The 16,536-nt window shown below is 59.4% G+C and carries 15 protein-coding genes and 1 tRNA gene; 11 read left to right on the top strand and 5 right to left on the bottom strand.

Annotated elements, in window-relative coordinates:
- The first annotated feature begins 226 nt into the window (after positions 1–226).
- Positions 227–302, top strand: a tRNA-Lys gene (locus tag C7G41_RS23675).
- 437 nt (positions 303–739) lie between these two features.
- Here the strand turns inward: C7G41_RS23675 and C7G41_RS23670 are convergent.
- Positions 740–4,720: a hypothetical protein gene (locus C7G41_RS23670; RefSeq protein WP_245446658.1), complete on the bottom strand. Its 3,981-nt coding sequence runs from the start codon at positions 4,718–4,720 to the stop codon at positions 740–742.
- Positions 4,721–5,093: 373 nt separating this feature from the next.
- Here C7G41_RS23670 and C7G41_RS23665 point away from each other — a divergent pair, with 373 nt between their 5' ends.
- Positions 5,094–5,477 (top strand): hypothetical protein, encoded by a 384-nt coding sequence (locus tag C7G41_RS23665; RefSeq protein ID WP_106944779.1) that lies wholly within the window; start codon positions 5,094–5,096, stop codon positions 5,475–5,477.
- Between the two features lie 47 nt (positions 5,478–5,524).
- Positions 5,525–5,716, top strand: coding sequence for a hypothetical protein (locus tag C7G41_RS23660; RefSeq protein WP_018457953.1), 192 nt, complete (start codon positions 5,525–5,527; stop codon positions 5,714–5,716).
- A gap of 333 nt (positions 5,717–6,049) precedes the next feature.
- On the opposite strand, the gene C7G41_RS23655 is transcribed toward C7G41_RS23660, so the two are convergent.
- Positions 6,050–6,256, bottom strand: a complete 207-nt coding sequence (locus tag C7G41_RS23655; protein ID WP_106944778.1) for a hypothetical protein — start codon at positions 6,254–6,256, stop codon at positions 6,050–6,052.
- A 392-nt stretch (positions 6,257–6,648) separates the two neighbouring features.
- On the opposite strand from C7G41_RS23655, the gene C7G41_RS23650 reads away from it, so the two are divergent.
- On the top strand, positions 6,649–8,901 hold the full coding sequence (locus tag C7G41_RS23650) for a hypothetical protein (protein ID WP_146159790.1): 2,253 nt from the start codon (positions 6,649–6,651) through the stop codon (positions 8,899–8,901).
- Positions 8,902–8,957: 56 nt separating this feature from the next.
- Positions 8,958–9,095, top strand: a complete 138-nt coding sequence (locus tag C7G41_RS37420) for a hypothetical protein (protein WP_158268027.1) — start codon at positions 8,958–8,960, stop codon at positions 9,093–9,095.
- A 495-nt stretch (positions 9,096–9,590) separates the two neighbouring features.
- On the opposite strand, the gene C7G41_RS23640 is transcribed toward C7G41_RS37420, so the two are convergent.
- On the bottom strand, positions 9,591–10,253 hold the full coding sequence (locus tag C7G41_RS23640) for a hypothetical protein (protein ID WP_106944775.1): 663 nt from the start codon (positions 10,251–10,253) through the stop codon (positions 9,591–9,593).
- Positions 10,254–10,740: 487 nt separating this feature from the next.
- On the opposite strand from C7G41_RS23640, the gene C7G41_RS37920 reads away from it, so the two are divergent.
- The 4 genes from C7G41_RS37920 (at position 10,741) to C7G41_RS23625 (ending at position 12,259) form a co-directional block, all read left to right on the top strand.
- Positions 10,741–10,911, top strand: coding sequence for a hypothetical protein (locus C7G41_RS37920; protein ID WP_199198568.1), 171 nt, complete (start codon positions 10,741–10,743; stop codon positions 10,909–10,911).
- A gap of 311 nt (positions 10,912–11,222) precedes the next feature.
- Entirely contained in the window at positions 11,223–11,465 is a 243-nt protein-coding gene (locus tag C7G41_RS23635; RefSeq protein ID WP_007590794.1) for a hypothetical protein, read from the top strand.
- Between the two features lie 142 nt (positions 11,466–11,607).
- Entirely contained in the window at positions 11,608–11,859 is a 252-nt protein-coding gene (locus tag C7G41_RS23630; protein ID WP_373681149.1) for a hypothetical protein, read from the top strand.
- 106 nt (positions 11,860–11,965) lie between these two features.
- Positions 11,966–12,259 (top strand): hypothetical protein, encoded by a 294-nt coding sequence (locus C7G41_RS23625; RefSeq protein ID WP_106944774.1) that lies wholly within the window; start codon positions 11,966–11,968, stop codon positions 12,257–12,259.
- 1 nt (position 12,260) lies between these two features.
- Here the strand turns inward: C7G41_RS23625 and C7G41_RS23620 are convergent, their stop codons facing one another.
- Both C7G41_RS23620 and C7G41_RS23615 read right to left on the bottom strand, forming a co-directional pair.
- The gene (locus C7G41_RS23620) at positions 12,261–12,656 is read right to left on the bottom strand and encodes an NUDIX hydrolase (RefSeq protein WP_106944773.1); all 396 of its coding nucleotides are present in this window, start codon (positions 12,654–12,656) and stop codon (positions 12,261–12,263) included.
- Between the two features lie 150 nt (positions 12,657–12,806).
- Positions 12,807–13,916: an AI-2E family transporter gene (locus tag C7G41_RS23615; protein WP_106944877.1), complete on the bottom strand. Its 1,110-nt coding sequence runs from the start codon at positions 13,914–13,916 to the stop codon at positions 12,807–12,809.
- A 224-nt stretch (positions 13,917–14,140) separates the two neighbouring features.
- Between C7G41_RS23615 and C7G41_RS23610 the strand changes: the two genes are divergently transcribed.
- A complete protein-coding gene (locus tag C7G41_RS23610; RefSeq protein WP_106944772.1) occupies positions 14,141–14,368 on the top strand; it encodes a hypothetical protein in 228 nt (75 codons plus the stop codon).
- Between the two features lie 118 nt (positions 14,369–14,486).
- Positions 14,487–16,529 carry an acetoacetate--CoA ligase gene (locus C7G41_RS23605; RefSeq protein ID WP_106944771.1) on the top strand — a complete coding sequence of 681 codons (2,043 nt, stop codon included), beginning with the start codon at positions 14,487–14,489 and terminating at the stop codon, positions 16,527–16,529.
- Positions 16,530–16,536 lie beyond the last annotated feature (7 nt).

Below are 16,536 nucleotides of genomic sequence, written 5' to 3'. Positions count from 1 at the left end.
GCTCAAGCATTGGAAACGGCGCGCGAATTCCCGCTGTTGCCTTCAACTTCGGCAACCACCCGAGCTATTGACCTCCGCGCCCCATCCCCCTACACAGCGCGGGCCGAAAGCATGATCCGGAAACAGCTGGTTTTTCCGCAACGCTTGCGTCGATGTGGCGGCAAGACATGCTTTTCCAAATGACCGAAGACGATGGCGATCTCTTTGAAGCCATCAGCGGCCATGGGAGCGCGTAGCTCAGCCGGTAGAGCACGTGACTTTTAATCACGGGGTCCTGGGTTCGAGCCCCAGCGCGCTCACCAGCATTAAGCAATTAATTCAAGTATTTATCGATATTTTCAGCTGAGCACCCCAATGCGGGTCAAGCCCGCAGGTGCGGTTGAGTGCGGTCTGAACAGCGTACTAGATCTCTTCTGGGACCTCTTTCATTGGTCATGCTCAAAATCGATTAGAGCAGACTCCCAAGGGGATCTAAATCAAAAGTTCCCTGCCAAAACCGTGACAAGCGCGCCCATGTTGAGCAGCCCGTCTGGCATCATGCGGTCATGCCCAAGCCCTCGGCTTCGCGCGCTCAACGTTGAAGGGCTTCCGCGACCTTCTTCTCCGACACTGGCTAAAATAAGCCGATCGATGTCTACCGGTGCACCAAGCAACTAACTCGCCATTCCTCCGCAAGCAATATCCGCGCGAGAGAGGGCTAGAGCGGCGGTGCTGAAGCTCATCGAAATCGCGCTATTGGCTAATTCGCAATCCATTTGCTCGAAAATTCGTGCGCCACTTTATACCTGCTGGCGGCAGTGGCATCTTCGCATGGCACGGAGATCGGGTCTCTAGGTACAGCAAATTCGCGGTCCGCCACGTACCCTACGAGAAAGCATTTCTGCTGATGCTCGCCGAGCTCCCTGTGTTTGAGCCTGAAGGTAACTTCGACAAACCCGGCTTCAAGGACACGATTCTTCCATTTCACGCTACCGTAGTCCCGCAAGTCACTTGCAACATTTTCGAGCTCCCAGGCTCCTCGAATCTTGTCGCGATACCAATTCGCCAACATGGGCCACCTCTGCCTCACGTACGTTTTGTCTTCGGATTCGTTTGGCGCTGCTGCGAACTTCTTCACCTCTTCCGTGATCATTTCCTGTAACCCGCGGGCGAGCACTCCGTTATCTCTTCTGAGAACTTCTTGTCGTTGTCGCTTCTCGGCCTCGGTTTGTTTGCTTTCCTGATCCCGACGATACTGATCGTCGTTTCTCTTCTGCTCCAACTCTCTTTCTGCCCGCAACCTTCTGGCTTCTACCTCAGCCACCTCTTTCTGTGCAGCCTCCACATCGGCAGTTGAAAACCAAATAGGCATGACGTGGTACTTGATCTTGTCTCGTTGCGAGCTTAGCACCAGTTCTTTCAGATCCTTGGATGCGCCGTAAATTGCGCCGCACTGCCCCCTTTTCGCCGCCACGAATGCGCTCTCTACAGACATCGAAATTACCTTCGGAGAGCCAATTTCCAGCTGAACCCGGTCTGATGCGCGCGCCAATAGCTCCTCATGGGCCCTCTCGCGGTCGCTAACTGTTTGACAGACAACAGACGTTCCATTCGCAATCGATACAAGACCAAACCCTTCGATCGGCTTTTTCAGGATGTCCTTTTCCAGCTGAAGACTGCGGATGCTGTCGTCGTTTCGAGCGGCCTGCAGGTCCCTTCCGCTAACGGTGCTCAAAAGCGTCAATTCGCCCCTATCGACAGCATTGAGCAAAGCGATTTCAGCGTCCGCCGCCAAAGTGGCAAGCAATCCCCTATTCACCACAAGGATGTCGTAATTCGTTAAGCTAGCAGCGCCGCATGTGGAGGTGGATACTTCAATACTCCGAGCGCCCTTGTCCGTAATTCTCTGCTTGAGTTCAGACATCGCGAACGCGTCCAAGCTGTTCTCGTGCAGAAAGCAGAGCGATGCCTTACCCGAGTCAAATACAAGATCGCCGCGGATGTTGCGGACCACCCCTGCCCGGCCGGTTTCATTCACCAGCAGCAAAGTTTCATCGAGTGGCCCGTCTACAAGTACTCGGTTGTGCTCCGTCGTCTCTGGCAGTGATTTCCTGCTTCGGATCGGATGCTTTGCTCGGAACTCGTGGTAATCCGCCTGCAGGTGCAGCCGCTCCAGCTCGTTCTCAGATTTCGAGATATTATCCTTCAACGCCTCTGCTTCTGGCGTAACGAGCAATTCTGACAAACCGTTCCTCAGTTTGACAAGATCAGGTGCGCTGTCAGAGGTAATATTCCGCCGCACAAAGCTCTCAATGAACTCCGACAACGTTCGCGCAGTATCGGTAAGCTGCTCCAATTCAGCAGCTGTCGCTTGCTTGCGCGCTTCCTCACGAGAATTGCGAAAATCCTTAAACTCCGGAATCTCGTCGAGACGCCGCAGCAATGTCGAAAACGAATCCGCAGTTCGACCAATGTCTTTTGAAGTGATCGCTCCCTTCAACGCCGCCACGAGCGGCCCAGCTTCGAGAGGCACTAAGTTCGAATTCTTCTGCGCAAATTCAGCCAGATCACTCAGTAGGGCTTCGGCATTGCTCCACGTAATTTTGGCAATTTGTGCTTCCTTCAGCTGTCGAATTGTACCCGCTTTCTGTTCCAGCGCATCCATGCTGGCATTTATTTGGCGCACGCAACTTTCAGCATTCTCCTTCGCCGCGGCCAGCTTCTCTGATTCCAGCACAGCTTTCGCGATCTCCTCTCCCTTGTCCCTTGCCTTCGACCAAGCCTGATCCCGCTCCACAGTCTTCTGATGTAACTCCCGTTCGGTAGCAGCATGAGAAGACTGCAGTTTCGCGAGCTCCTGGCGGACCTCCTTAAGCCGTCCTCTTTCTTTCGACGTCCTTTCCAATGCCTTGAGCTGGGCTTCACGTTCAACGAGCTTTTCTGAAACAGCATTCAGTTTGTTCTGCGCGTCCCTCTCAGCCTCATTGAGTCGCTGCACCTCAGCCAAGACTTTCCTCCGATCCTCTCCATCGCCAGAGAGGACTGCTTGTTGCTTATCTGCCGACTCCTTCGCGCGAGACAGCTGATCAACCTTCGAAATCAGCGAGGCTTTTTTGTCGCGATACGCTTGAACAGTCGATGAAATTGTCAAAGCTGCGGAATCGGCGCTCGGTGTACTGGAAGCGGTGGCTTTCACAGCGATATACCGTGCTTGTTCGTTGATATCTCCGAGACAGGGTGCCTCTTCGCTTGATGTTGATCCGACCATCAGCCTGAGAAGACCATCCTTGGCGACCGGGTTTGATGGATCAATCAGCAGGGCGTACCGGTACTCTTGGAGAGCGTCGTCATTCGGGGCTCCGGACGCCTCGAGGGCCTTCGCCCGGCTTAACCGAGACCAGACAAAATTCGACTTTAGCGCAACTGCTTTATTTAGGGCCGACATGGCGCTAGCCGGGTCATTCAAGCCCAGATAGGTGGCACCAAGATTGGCGTACGCGTACGAATATCTAGGGTTCAGATCGATTGCCGTCTTACAATCGGCCAGAGCCGGTTGAAACTGACCCTTTTGATTGTAGGCGGAACAGCGACCATCAAACGCGTCGGCAAGGCGAACACGGTCCGGTCCTTTGCCTTCGATGACTTTCGTGCAGCCGGCAAGCCTGATGTCAGTATCCGATGATTGGCACTCCTTCCACGGGTCGGGCGTTGGTGGAGCCGACACATATGCCTTGGCTTCGCGACCACCGCCGGCAGGCCCGGCAAGAGCGGAAGCGTCTATTGCAAAGAAGCGCAGTCGCCCGCGGCCGTTAGCGTCATGGCTCTCCGCCCACACGAAGCCGGGACCGCCTGCTACCCTATACACGGGAAGATCCTTGCGGACAGACTCTCGAAAACTGCCGAGAAAGTCGACGAGCATCCCACCGGGGCTATTTCCCGACGCTAAGCTCGAGGATGCAGTCGCGTTCAGGGGCTCGAGAACAACATCGCCCCAATACGCAATTGTGCCCGACGTTCCCTCGACGCGCTGGGGCATCGCAATGGAGCGCGGCTGCTCTTCAAACGCCCGTGACAATCGGTCGATGTCGGCGTTTGCCTCTCCCGGATCAAAGAAGGCGGGCTCCAGATAGCGATTCAGATAGAATGCGCGTCCGTTCTCCGCGTGCAGCATACTAGATGAAGAGAGATAAGCTCCTCGCGCCACGCGCTCTGTACGCTGTTTTTCGCAGCGGGTGAAACCCGGAAACTGATCACTAGGTTTGCATAGATATTCTCTGTAGTTCGGGGAATCGAACACCACGCTGGCTAGAGGTGTCTTTTCGACCTTGTATTTAGATGGATCTCTTGTCGACTGTGCGTTAGGTGGTGTCACATAATTTGTATTGGCACGATCTTCCGAAGCCTGAACCCCGGTATTTGCAAGCTGCTGCAAGTGCCTCTGCGACCGGCAGTTCGTCACCACATCAGATATTCTGCCGTCTGACGGAGCAATACCGCTGCTTATCAATGCCTGAACGTTCATTCCACGCTGTCTTAGCGTTTCATCGACGCATGCCACGCTCTCGGGCGGAAGCTTTCTCCATTCTGCTTGGGTCGCCTGAACCATAGCCGACTGCATGATCGCCCCGAACACATTCATAAAGTCGCGCGCGTTTTGCGCGAAGGAAATGTCGGCAGTGAAACATTGCAGCCCGGCGCTAAGAACAGCGAAAACGGCTGAGCGGCGACAATCCTTGCGCATCTTGCTCTCTCATGCCCACCCAGATCAAACGACATAAACACTGTCTCAACGACACAATACGTCCTCGCGCGGCTTGAGATGGATCAAGGTTCCCCTGCCCAAGGGCTCAACTTAAGAATGAGGCGATCGCGTCGGCGGCAAAACGCATCCTCTTGGAGCGGTGCGAACTGAAGGAGGAGGAGCACGAGCCCAACGCCGTTCGAGTTCCGGCCGTCTTCTGCCTGCACAAATGGAGACACAACGTCATCTCGGAACGCGAGGAGGTTGACGAATTACCGTGTCTCGTTCCACGGGTGCAGTCCAATGCACTAAACAGTCACAGTTCTCGGAAGTTCGCGCTTCCCCTCGGCCTGATTTTTTGGTACCAAATAAAATGAAACCAGCAAAAAAGATTCGTCCTCAGAAACATCGCGGTCGCCCCGCTACTGGTCAGGGCGTCCAGATCGGCTCGCGCTGGCCGGAGGCGACGGTCGCTCAGATCGACGCATGGGCGTCGTGGCAGGAAGACACTCCGGCTCGCTCTGAATCCATCCGTCGGCTGGTCGATATTGGCTTGGGCAAAGCCGCCCCCGCCCTCGCGGTCACCTCTGCCGCCAAGGCCTCGTCCGAGCGGGCTCGGGAAATGGCGGGTAACGCGATCGACAAGCTCAAAGACAACAAAGCGAGCCCGGATGACCAGGCCAGCCGCAAGCGGCGGCTCGTCAAGGGGCCTGAGGAATTTCAAAACGTTCGACGCGACCGGCCAAATCGAAAATGAACTGACCGGCGCCCGCTTGGTCAATCCCGGCCTGAAGGCAACAGCAAATGATCAAACCTAAACGTTCGGCCGCGCAACAAGTCGCGGACGAGGCCGATCGAAGGACCCTCAATCCGATAGGATCGAGACAGACAATCGCGGACAGTCAAGCCACGCCGGAGTTTCAGGAAAACCTCAAACGCCTGAAGTCCGAGCGGCTGGAGCGTGAGGCTAGACTGAATCCGAAGCGCAAGGTCTGATTCGAGCTAATCGACCTTTCGCCTCGCCTGGCTGGGTCGGTCAGGCGACGGGCCGCGTCGGATGTAGGTGCAGAAGGTCATGGGAATGTTGAATCGACGGTGGATGATCTTCCTGCTGGCTTCCGTGGTGATCGTTTGCTCGATCTTCGCAGGCGCTCGATACTATCTAAGCAAATGTCATGGCATGGACGCGTGCGCGGCCGCCGAGGCCGAGAGCCATGAGCGAGATAAGCCAACCGAGCCACAATAGTTTTCGGGTAAAGAGCCTGCTGCGGAGGCGGATGAAGCCGCCGGCGAGTTCGCGAATGAAAGTCAGGAGGTCGCGACGGCGGACTACACCACGCCGCCGAAGTCGATGCCTTCCTTGGCAAGCGCCTCGGCTTCCTCTGCGGACGTTGTCGGCTTCGTCTCGAGGTAGGGGAGCTCGGTCGCTGGCAGAATCGTGCGGATGTTCTGGCCGTCCGTCCGCGTGATGCGAGCAACCCAGCGCTTGGGCCCGTGCTCAAATCGTTCGATATGGTACTGCTTGTACGTAATCATGACTTCCGGACGCAACTGACGCTGACACAGACCATGTTGTAGCCAACGTAGCACCGCCGTACAACGGTTTCTTAAAATGAGGTTAAGCCGCGCGTGGGCCGCGGGCTTCAGGCAAAAAAGCTCAGGGACACCCCGCCAAAGACACCTTCCCCGCATCGGGCCGATACACCACAGGGCCCGAGCGCCTCGAAGACGAGCTACGTGCGCAGCTGTTCGTCCCCGAGGCCCCCCGCCCGCAGGGAAAAACCAATCCCTCTAGGGCGTTTAGGCGCCGCCGCGGCAAAGCCATCTGTCTGTGCTCAATGCGTACGTCCTTTGCAGGAAAAAATATCCAGGTGGATTGCACAACCGCAGATTGATGGTAGAGGTGCTCGTGTTAGGGGGTTACCTGAGTGCTTATTGAAAATTTCGTTGTTCCGCTCTTCTACGCAATCCCATTGGGGTTGGGCATTCTGCTCTTGTGGCGTTGCCGTCCGGGGCTGCCGATCATGGTGTTACTGACGGCGTTCTTTCTCGGGGCAGTCGTCATCGCGAGAACTTTCGAGATCGCCGAACGGTGGTACGTCCTCGATCACATCTATGGAGCGCTAGTTGGCTCGATCATATTGCTTTCGACCTTAGGGATTCTGCTTGGACTCCCCACCCTGAGAGGTTTCCGGCTGCCGCGCGCTCCGCTGATATTGGCTGCGCTTGTCGCTGCGCCTGCGTATCTATACGAATTCTTTTGGCTATCCAGTTTCCCTTTCACCGACTTGTTCGCCGACATTCATTCCATGAAGATCGCGGTCGAGCTCGCTCGGTCCCATGTGCTCAACAACATTGATGGCGCATCATACATACAAGTGAAGCCGATTCTCACCGGCATTCTGATCAGCGCGTTCGGCCACGATCCGTTAGCGGGAGCATGGGCGATTGCTCCATGGACGGCGGCATTCAAAGTGCTGGTAGCCTGGCAAGCCTCGCAACTGGTCGACCGCACTGGAAACAGGATGCTTGCATTCGCGCTTTTGAGCGGCACGCTGCTCGGTTTCGAGCTTGGGAACGGCACGCTGTGCATGCTCGGCTCCATTATGCTCCTGGTCCTGCTTGGCGATTTCGGAGCAAAGATCGAAAAATCGTGGACCGCCGTCGGATCCATCTTGCTGTTGAGCATCGGAGCGCTCCTGTTTTGGCGAGCTTTAAACCCTTATGCACTTCCAAGTGTCGCCTTCCTGGTCGGCGTCCCGATTCTTGGAGGGATCGTTGGCACCTTGACGCGAGCCAGCGCTGAAAAATCCATATGGCTTTTCGCTCTCTTCATCTTTGTCCTGATTGGGTGCCTGGTCCCGCTGCATCGAGTGAGCGTGCTCTACATTCTTATCGCAGCGGCTGCTGCTGCAACGTGGCGGTTGCGCGACTGGCCCTGGCTGGTCACTACAATGGCTTGGACGGCGCGCGCTAGCACACTCGCGGCGGGCATAATTCCGCTGTTGGCTCTAGGAATCTGGATCTTTGGCACCAACAATCCGCTCTCGCTTGATGATGCGTTTTTCGAGATCATGAAGCTGTTTGGCGGCAGCGTGAGCGCGGAATTGCTGCTCGGACTCGGCGTAAAGAACGCCGTGATTGAGTGGGGCGCGGCAACGGGCGCACTGTTCGCTATGCTCGTCTTTGCCGCTTTTCTTTATTCAATCCTGTCGCCCGATGGCCGAGCACTTTGGAAAGAGCCGCTGTTTGCCCTGTATTGGGCGCTGGCGGCAGGCCTGACGTGCTTCATTCTCACGGGATTTCCCTTTGCCTATCGGGCAATGCCGTTCGTCTGTGTATTCTTCGCGCTCGCGCTGAGCACGGCGCTACCGCGGCTTTGGATCCGTGCCGGGGAGCCGTACCGGATGGCAGCGGCTCTGCCAGCCCTTCTTGGTCTCACATATGCGGCTGTCATGACGCTTCCGCCCCTTGTCACCTTTTCGCGTTTCTATATTCCGCTCGCCGCCGGCCTCGTCTTAGCCGGGATCGCTACCCTCATTACTGCGACGCGGCCGGCATGGAGAGCCGGTAGCTTGGTCGCGCTGCTGGCATTCACGTTGATGGCGGATCGACTGAGCGCAAGAGCGATTTTGTTTCCGCATTCCTACGGCAAGCCGACAAACACGATCTCGGCCATCACTCATTACAGCGCTGACGAGATCGAACTCGCAAATTACATGAAGAAGCTGCCGCTCAGCACAATAATTGTATCTGATCCTTTCACGACGAGCATTATCCGCGCGCGGACTGGTCTCGATTCTCCATATTCGTACTCGAACCTCGACACCTTGAACGAGTCATCTGAGCGTTTTCTGCGAATTGTGCTCAGAGCGGCCTCATCCGGCGATCGGGATGGTTTCTGCCATGCCTTGGCCAAAATGCTGCCGAGTGCGAGCGAATACGCCTACCTAATGAAACGGATGCATCAGGAAGTGCATACGGTCGCCGCGGTGATCGCTTATTCATCGCGCACAAGAGCATGGCAAGATTCCGCGCAAGGCCAGCGGGGAAGTTACTTTCCCGCTACGGCCGCACTCGATGAACCTACCGTCCGTGGGATTGAGCAGCTGGCCGAAGGGAAGATACATTGGAGCGGGGAAATCGCCCTTGCAGGTTTAAGCTGCACTCCGGAAGGCTAGCTGCGGAACTTGAGCAACGGTAACGTGTTTAGCTGAGCCATATCGGCGGGACTGAGATGGACTCTGATCACCTCAAGGTCGTCGCGGATTCCGACTACGCCGCAGAAAAATGGTTCGAAGAGAACGATCCGGAAGGCGTCGCTTCGAGTACGAGGCTCTGGAGTGAACTGCATCCCACTGTGAACGATCGATGAATGCCGCGTTCAGGTGAAATTACGCGGTTCAATCGTATGGTCTGGCTGTGGCGCTTATAGCGAGGACCTGACTGTGGCGACCTTAGGGAGGACATAGAAATGCTTGCAGCTATCGCCGGTGCGGCCCTCGCTCTTCAGGTGGGCCTGGCCGCTCCCCAGTCGGGCCCGCTTCAACAGGTCCAGTTTCGCGGCAGCCCGGAAGGCGGCTGTCCGCACGGATATGACTTCAATAACTCCAACGGCCGTTGTTATCCAAACGCGTACAAGGCGCCCGGCGTCTACGCCAGGCCCGTCCCTGACGACCCGCCGCGGGGCTATGGCCACTATCGATCCCAGAGATATGGCGATCCCAGGTACCCGCCAGGCTATTACCCGCGCTACTAGCGTCGCGTCATTCGTTCCGGGAAATCCAGGTGCCCGCATCAGCGGCCCGCCAGCTCGTCAACGCTAGCCCGGCCACTGGTGATTTGCTTGAGCGATTGGCTTGACCAGCCTTCAGCTCTCGGGGCCCGAAACTGTAGCAGGCACACTCAGCGGAGCGCCTCCCACCGAAACCGGTCCTATATATTTCGGCTGCCGGGCGATCCGTTTGCGGATCGCGGCGGACAGTCCATAGCGCGCATGCGCTCTTCGAACGGAGGACGTGACGTCCGACATCATCGCATTTTGCAGTGAGTCGATCTTCGCAATCAGCGTGGACAGCTGGGAAGATACCTTCTTCACATCGACCCGTTCGTCCGTGATGCTTTGTCGCAGCGAAAGCAGCACCATCGAATCCGCCTGCAGCACAGCCGCGTTTTGCTGCAAAGCCTGGTTGCTCTCCTGCAGCGAAGCCGTGTGTTGCTGCTGGGTCGACTGAATATCCTTCAAGGCAGCGACAACCGGATCCGGCTTTGGCGCTGAAGCCTCTTGCCGCGGCAGCAGATCAGCCAGGCTGCTCAGATTCAGCGATGGCAAGCCGGACGGCCATGTGTAGATCGCCGCGGCGCCGTTGATGGCGAGGGCACATACCGACAGCGCCATGACCGACGTTCGGCTGGACCGCTTGATCGGTTCTGGAGCGTCCAAGATTGCGGGTTCGTCGGCCGCTATGACTGCAGCAAGTGCTGCGGGGTCGAGCTGTTCGACAAGGCCTTGGGTTTCGAAAGTCGCGGTCATGGCATTGACCCCAAATGAGCGAGCAACAGGAAGCCGTCGCCGGAACGTCCTCGCGACGGCTCCTTTACGCAGCACCCATCTACAACTGTCTAAAATTGTGGGCTTTTCAGCTTAATTCCACGTTAGCGGCCGCGGCCTGCCGCAGACACCGCCACCCCGGCCGACTACGGGGTCCGTGCGACGGACATGGCTCGCATGCCGGTGCAAGAGCTCCTCCCGATCCCGGGACGCCGTCTTGGTCCGAAGCGGATTTTCCGAAGCTGGCAGATTATCCTTGTTTTGCCCGACGGGTCAACCGGCCTCTCCGGCGGATGCAAGACCGCCGTGCGCCAAAAGAAAACGTTGTGCCAGCAGGACTTAGCTACTGTGCATGGGGTTGTTTTCGCGCTTTTGGCCAGCGCCCGATCATCTGCCGGGTATCTATCCCAAAAGCCGCGAGACAACCCGCACAAAAAGTGTAGGATTCGACAAAACAGGGAGGAGCGGCATGTTTGAAATCAGCGGTTTCGACACGGCAGGCGTCGTCAGCCTCAAGCGGCTGTCACTCACCGCCGCCCTCAAGAAGGCCAAGGAGTTGATCGCCGATGGATGCTGGGGCGTTCAGGTGATTGGTCCAGGTGGCCAAGTCTACACCTCGTTCGAGGAGCAAGCCGCGTAGTCGCCCGCCTTCGACATCATTCGGAAAGCACCCGCCCATCCGATCGCGCGTCGCGCGCTCTGGCCGTTGCTCTGATCGACGTGAAAACCCCAGCGCCTGGTGGGGCGCTGGGGCGTTTTCAAAATATCAATCGGTCAAGCAATGAAGCCTTCGTAGCAGCGATCTCGACAATCGCTTGTGAACTGCTTCACACTCCCTAGATCTTTCCACACCTTGACGACGCTCAACTGCCGCGCGCCGTGCCGTTGCCAATCAACTCGTTTGGGAGCACGCTCTCTCCAGGCGCGCAGACGCCGCTCAGGGAGAAAACCATGAAGGACACGGGCCTGGATCATCGCCACCGCGACAAGGATGGCGCGATCAGCAAGAAGCACGGCAACACGCTGGTCGGTACGTTGCGCAAGATCTACGGCAAGGGTTTTGCTGCCGGTTATCCGGATACGACTGAACTCAGCGAGGTCCTGCACCAGTTGAACGAGACATCGCTGAGCCAGTTGCGCCGCGATCACGACACCGGGCATCTCGGCCACAAGATCGACCACGTCCCGAAGTGACGGACTCCCCTCGTCCCAACTTCAGGTAGCTGAAATCGATTGACCAGGTGCCGGCGACCCTGGCCGGACAGGCTGCACTGCCGGTCGTCGGCAAATTTGCCGTTTGAGCCCTCTCCGGCCGGACGCTAGGATGAGCCCTTTGATGGAGGCTCATTTGAAACAGTTCATTATCGTCACCGCTATTGCACTCGCCGCGACGGCTCCCGCCCGCTCGCAGGCCCTCGTCGATCCCAACAAGGTTGCTCCCGAATACCGCGAGGCGGCCGAGAAGCGGCGGGCCGAGCAGATGCGGCAGCGCGAATGCGCGCTGAAGGCGGATCTCGACAAGGTGCTGCCCAGGGATCGCACCGTCTACCTCAACCATTGCCTGGAGACGATAGCGGCCAAGCAATAGCCGGCTGATTGAAGCGGCTTGAAGTCCCGGGCGCGTTCAAGCTTTCTTCAGACATTTGGGATCACCTGACGATCCATTTCCATCAGTCATTGTCGATCGACCGCGCATGAGTTTCGTCCAGATTCAGTGCACGCGCTGCAAGACCGTGTTCCGCGACCGCGCGGGACGGTTGCAGGACGGCTATTCCAGGCAATGTCCGAGCTGCGAGGTGGTGCTGTTCTTCGCGGAGGATTCGCCGAACCCTCAGGTCAAGCAGGCCATGAAGCGCGCGCGCAAGGCCCGCAAGGAGCAGCGCGAAACCGAAATGGCCAGGATGTCCGCGCCGCAACCGCGCGCCAATTTTTCGCGGGCCCATACCGGACGGATACAGCTATCGTCGGAGGAGAACGACGAGGACTAGCTCACCCGCGCCGCCGCGGCTTCCGCGGAAACAGGCGGTCGCGGATATAGCGTGAGGTTGGCGTCAGGCGGATGCCACGCGGCTTCTGCCAGACGGCGCGGTCGATCTCGTTCTTGTCGCCGATCGCGAGCCTGCCCTTGGCGCCCTTGGCGATGAAGATCGCGTCGCTCATCTTGCGGCCGGAGCGCTTGTTCCTGGTCGTCACTTCCTTCCAGAGGCTGATCCGGCCGAGCTTCAGCTTGGGCAGCTCTTCCTTGATTTCCCGCCGCAGGCAGTCCTTGTCGGACTCACGCGCGCGCTTGCGACCGCCCGGGAACATCCACAGGCCGTCCGACCGACGTCTGACCAACAATACCTTGCCGCGCTTGGCGGCAACCAGCTTGGAAGACTTCGCCATTTCCGCCGTAATTCAAAACAGAATCGAGCCCATGGTAACTTGTCTAGTCGGATAGACAAGTTCGGGATGGATCTCGATCACACGGGGCCAAGGCCGTCAGGTCCGATTGAACACGGCAGGCAGGCCGATTTCGCCGTTCGAGGCGCCGGATCAGCCCTCGCCCGCCGCTGTGCCCGCCCTTGACCCCGCCTCTGCCAGGTCCTCCGTCCTGATCCAGGCCATCATCATTTCCCACGCGACCGACAGGATGATCGGGCCGATGAACAGGCCGACGATACCGTGGGCCAGCGTGCCGCCGATCACGCCGACGAAGATGACGATGGTCGGCGTCGTCAGGCCGCGCCCCATTACGAGCGGCTTCAACATGGTGTCGAGGAAGCCGACGAGGACGAGAAACACGGTGAGCAGCAACGCGGTGGTGACGTCCTTGGCGGTCCAGATCCAGATGATCACCGGCAGCAGCACCAGGAAGGCGCCGATCTGTACGATCGAGAGCAGCAGCACGATGAAGGCGAGCAGGCCGGCGCTCGGCACCGCGGCCAGCTTGAAGCCGATGCCGGCGAGCAACGCCTGCACGATCGCGACGCCGATCACGCCTTGCGCCACGGCGCGGATGGTCGCGCCCGCGAGCCCCAGGAAATGCTCGCTCTGTTCGGGCACGATACGAAACAGGAAGCCGCGGCCGGCCGCAACCAGCCTCGGCCCGTGCGGAAACAGGAAGCCGGCCACGAACACCGAGACCAGGAACTGGAGCGTACCGACGCCGGCGTCTCCCGCGAGCCCAAGCAATGGTCCCGCCAGCGGCTGGAGATACGGCGCCACCTCGCGCAGCACCGCGCGGATGTTGTTATAGGCCTGCTCCCAGAGGTCGAACAGCCAAGGGCCAACGAGCGGCCACGATTTGAGCTGCTCCGGCGCCGACTGAAGCGCGAGGTCGCCGGTGCCGAGCTGGCGCGCCAGCTCGCGCACGCCGTCCACCGCGCTGATCCCGAGCCAGGTCGCAGGACCGATGACGATGCCGAGCGTGATCAGGGTCAGGATCGCCGCTGCGGTCTTGGGCCGGCCACCGAGGATCTTGGCGACCCAGCTGAAGGCCGGGTAGAACGCGACAGCGAGAACGCCGCTCCAGGCAAGGATCGGCACGAAGGGCCGGATGATCAGGAGGGTCCAGATGATCAGCAGGCCGAGCAGGCCGACGCGGATCACGAGCTGGATGATGTCCTCGCCCGTCAGGAGCTGACGCAGACTTTTCACGGGCACGGCTTTCCTTGCGGCATTGACGCGGGTTCCGGCAGTTGCGCGGCCCAGCGTTATTGCCAGCCGCGCATCCGGCGTCAAGACGAGGCGGATCCGAGCCCGGAGCGGGCTCTGTCGCCGACGGCTTGGCTAACGACGATTAACCGGATTTCGGCCGACCGGTTTACGCCGATGCAAAGGCGGGCACCTAGGCTTCCAGCGAGGTCCCCCAAACCACTTTCGGTGCAATGGCCAATAGCATCTGGACGATCGAAGAATTCACCTGCGCGGGTTGCAGCATGAACTACACCGCGACAAGGGAGGAGCACGCCGAAGCGCATTCCGGCAGCTTCAAGTGCAGCATCTGCAGCGGCGTGGTGCACACCTGGTCCGGCAAGCATCATTTCTTCGGCTGGGAAGCGGTGAAGGCCAAGCCACCCGTGTTCGGAAGGCGCTGGGCCGGAGCCGGATGGTAGGCGGCTTCCAGTGGACCCAGACCAGCTACTCCCGTCAACGCTGCCTGCCCGAACTGCGGCTTCTGCTACTCTGCGGCAACGGTTAAACTCCCCGCCCCGCAACTGAAGTCGACACGCAATGACCGCTGCTTTCGTTCCCCAGATCGCCCTTTACCGCACCTGGCTCGCCGAGCAGCGCGGCCTCACCTTCGCCAGCTACGAGGACATGCGGCAATGGTCGGTACGCGATCTCGACGGCTTCTGGCACAGCATCTGGGACTACTACGATCTGCGATCGCCAACGCCGTTTGCGGCCGTAATCACCAAGCGCAAGATGCCCGGCGCGACCTGGTTTCCCGGCGCTCAGGTCAACTATGCGCGTCAGGTGTTCCGGCATGTGGAGGCGGCCGACGCCGCCGGCCTGCCCGCGATCGTCAGCTGTGGCGAGGACGGCAGGCTTCGCGAGACGAGCTGGCCGGAGCTGCGGCGCAAGGCGGCTGCCCTCGCGCTGCATCTGAAAGAAAAAGGCATCAAGCCCGGCGACCGCGTCGCCGCCTATCTGCCCAACATCCCCGAGACCATCATCGCATTCCTGGCGAGCGCCAGCATCGGCGCGGTCTGGAGCGTGTGCGCGCCCGACATGGCTGCGCCCGCCGTGATCGACCGCTTCAAGCAGATCGAGCCCAAGGTGCTGATTGCCTGCGACGCAGTCACCTATGCCGGACGCCGGCATGATCGCAAAGATGTCCTCGCCGAGCTGCGGCGATCGCTGCCGACGGTCGAACACGTCATCCTGCACAGCGAGGCCGCCGCCCCCGCAGCGCCGGACGCCCTGCTCTCCGACATCGTCGCAACAACGGGCGCCGCGATCGACTCGTTCGAGCCGGCGTGGCTGCCGTTCGATCATCCGCTCTGGATCGTCTATTCCAGCGGCACCACCGGCCTGCCGAAGCCGATCGTGCACGGCCATGGCGGCATCGTCATCGTGGTGCTGGCGCTGCTAGGATTGCACAACGATCTCGGCTGCTCCTACCACGAGAACTCGTTCGGCGAGCGCTATCACTGGTACTCTTCGACGGGCTGGATCATGTGGAACAGCCAGGTCGGCGGCCTGCTCAGCGGCACCACCTGCTGTATCTTCGACGGCAGCCCCGGCGGCTCCAGGGACAAGCCGGACTGGACCACGCTGTGGCGCTTCGTCGCGCAATCGAAAGCGACCTTCTTCGGTGCGGGCGCCGCGTTCTTCGCCAACTGCGCCAAGGCCGAGGTTGACCTCGCCGCCGGCGATCTTTCGCGATTGCGTTGTCTCGGCTCGACCGGCTCTCCGCTGAGCGCCGACATCCAAGCCTGGTTCAACGACCGCTTCGCGGCGCTCTCGAACACCAACGGCAGCAAGGCGCAGGCCGATATCTGGTGGGCCAACATCTCCGGCGGCACGGATTTCGCTGGCGCCTTCATTGGCGGCAATCGCGAACTGCCGCAGACGCCGGGCGCGATGCAGTGCCGTCTGCTGGGTGCCGCAGTGGAAGCTTTCGACGAACAGGGCCGCGCCGTCACCGGCGAGGTCGGCGAGCTCGTCTGCACCGAGCCGATGCCGTCGATGCCGCTCTATTTCTGGAACGACAACCGTGATGCGCGCTATCGCGCGAGCTATTTCGAGACCTATCCGGATAATTTCGACGGCAGCGGCCGCGGGCCGGTGTGGCGGCATGGCGACTGGCTCAAGGTCGACCCGGACGGCTCCTGTATCATCTATGGCCGCAGCGATGCCACCATCAACCGGCATGGCCTGCGCATGGGCACGAGCGAACTCTACTCCGCGATCGAGGCTTTGCCGGAGGTGCTGGATTCCCTCGTCGTCGATCTCGAATATCTCGGCCGTGACAGCTACATGCCGCTATTCGTGGTGCTGCGCGAAGGCGTCGCCTTCGACGGCGCAATGAGAGCGAAGATCAACAAGGCGATCGAGGCCGGCCTCTCCCGCCGCTTCCTGCCCAACGAGATTTTTGCGGTCGCCGAGATTCCGCGCACGCTATCGGGCAAGAAGCAGGAGCTGCCGATCAAGAAGCTGCTGCTCGGCCAGCCCGTCGAGAAGGTCATCAACCGGGAAGCGATGGCCAATCCCGCCTGCCTCGACTGGTATCTCGCCTTCGCGCGCGACTATCTGGCGCGGACTGCATGATTGGCCG

The sequence above is a fragment of the Bradyrhizobium sp. MOS002 genome (assembly GCF_003020115.1).
In the GTDB taxonomy this organism is placed as follows: domain Bacteria; phylum Pseudomonadota; class Alphaproteobacteria; order Rhizobiales; family Xanthobacteraceae; genus Bradyrhizobium.
This window is presented reverse-complemented; position numbering and strand designations above follow the sequence as displayed.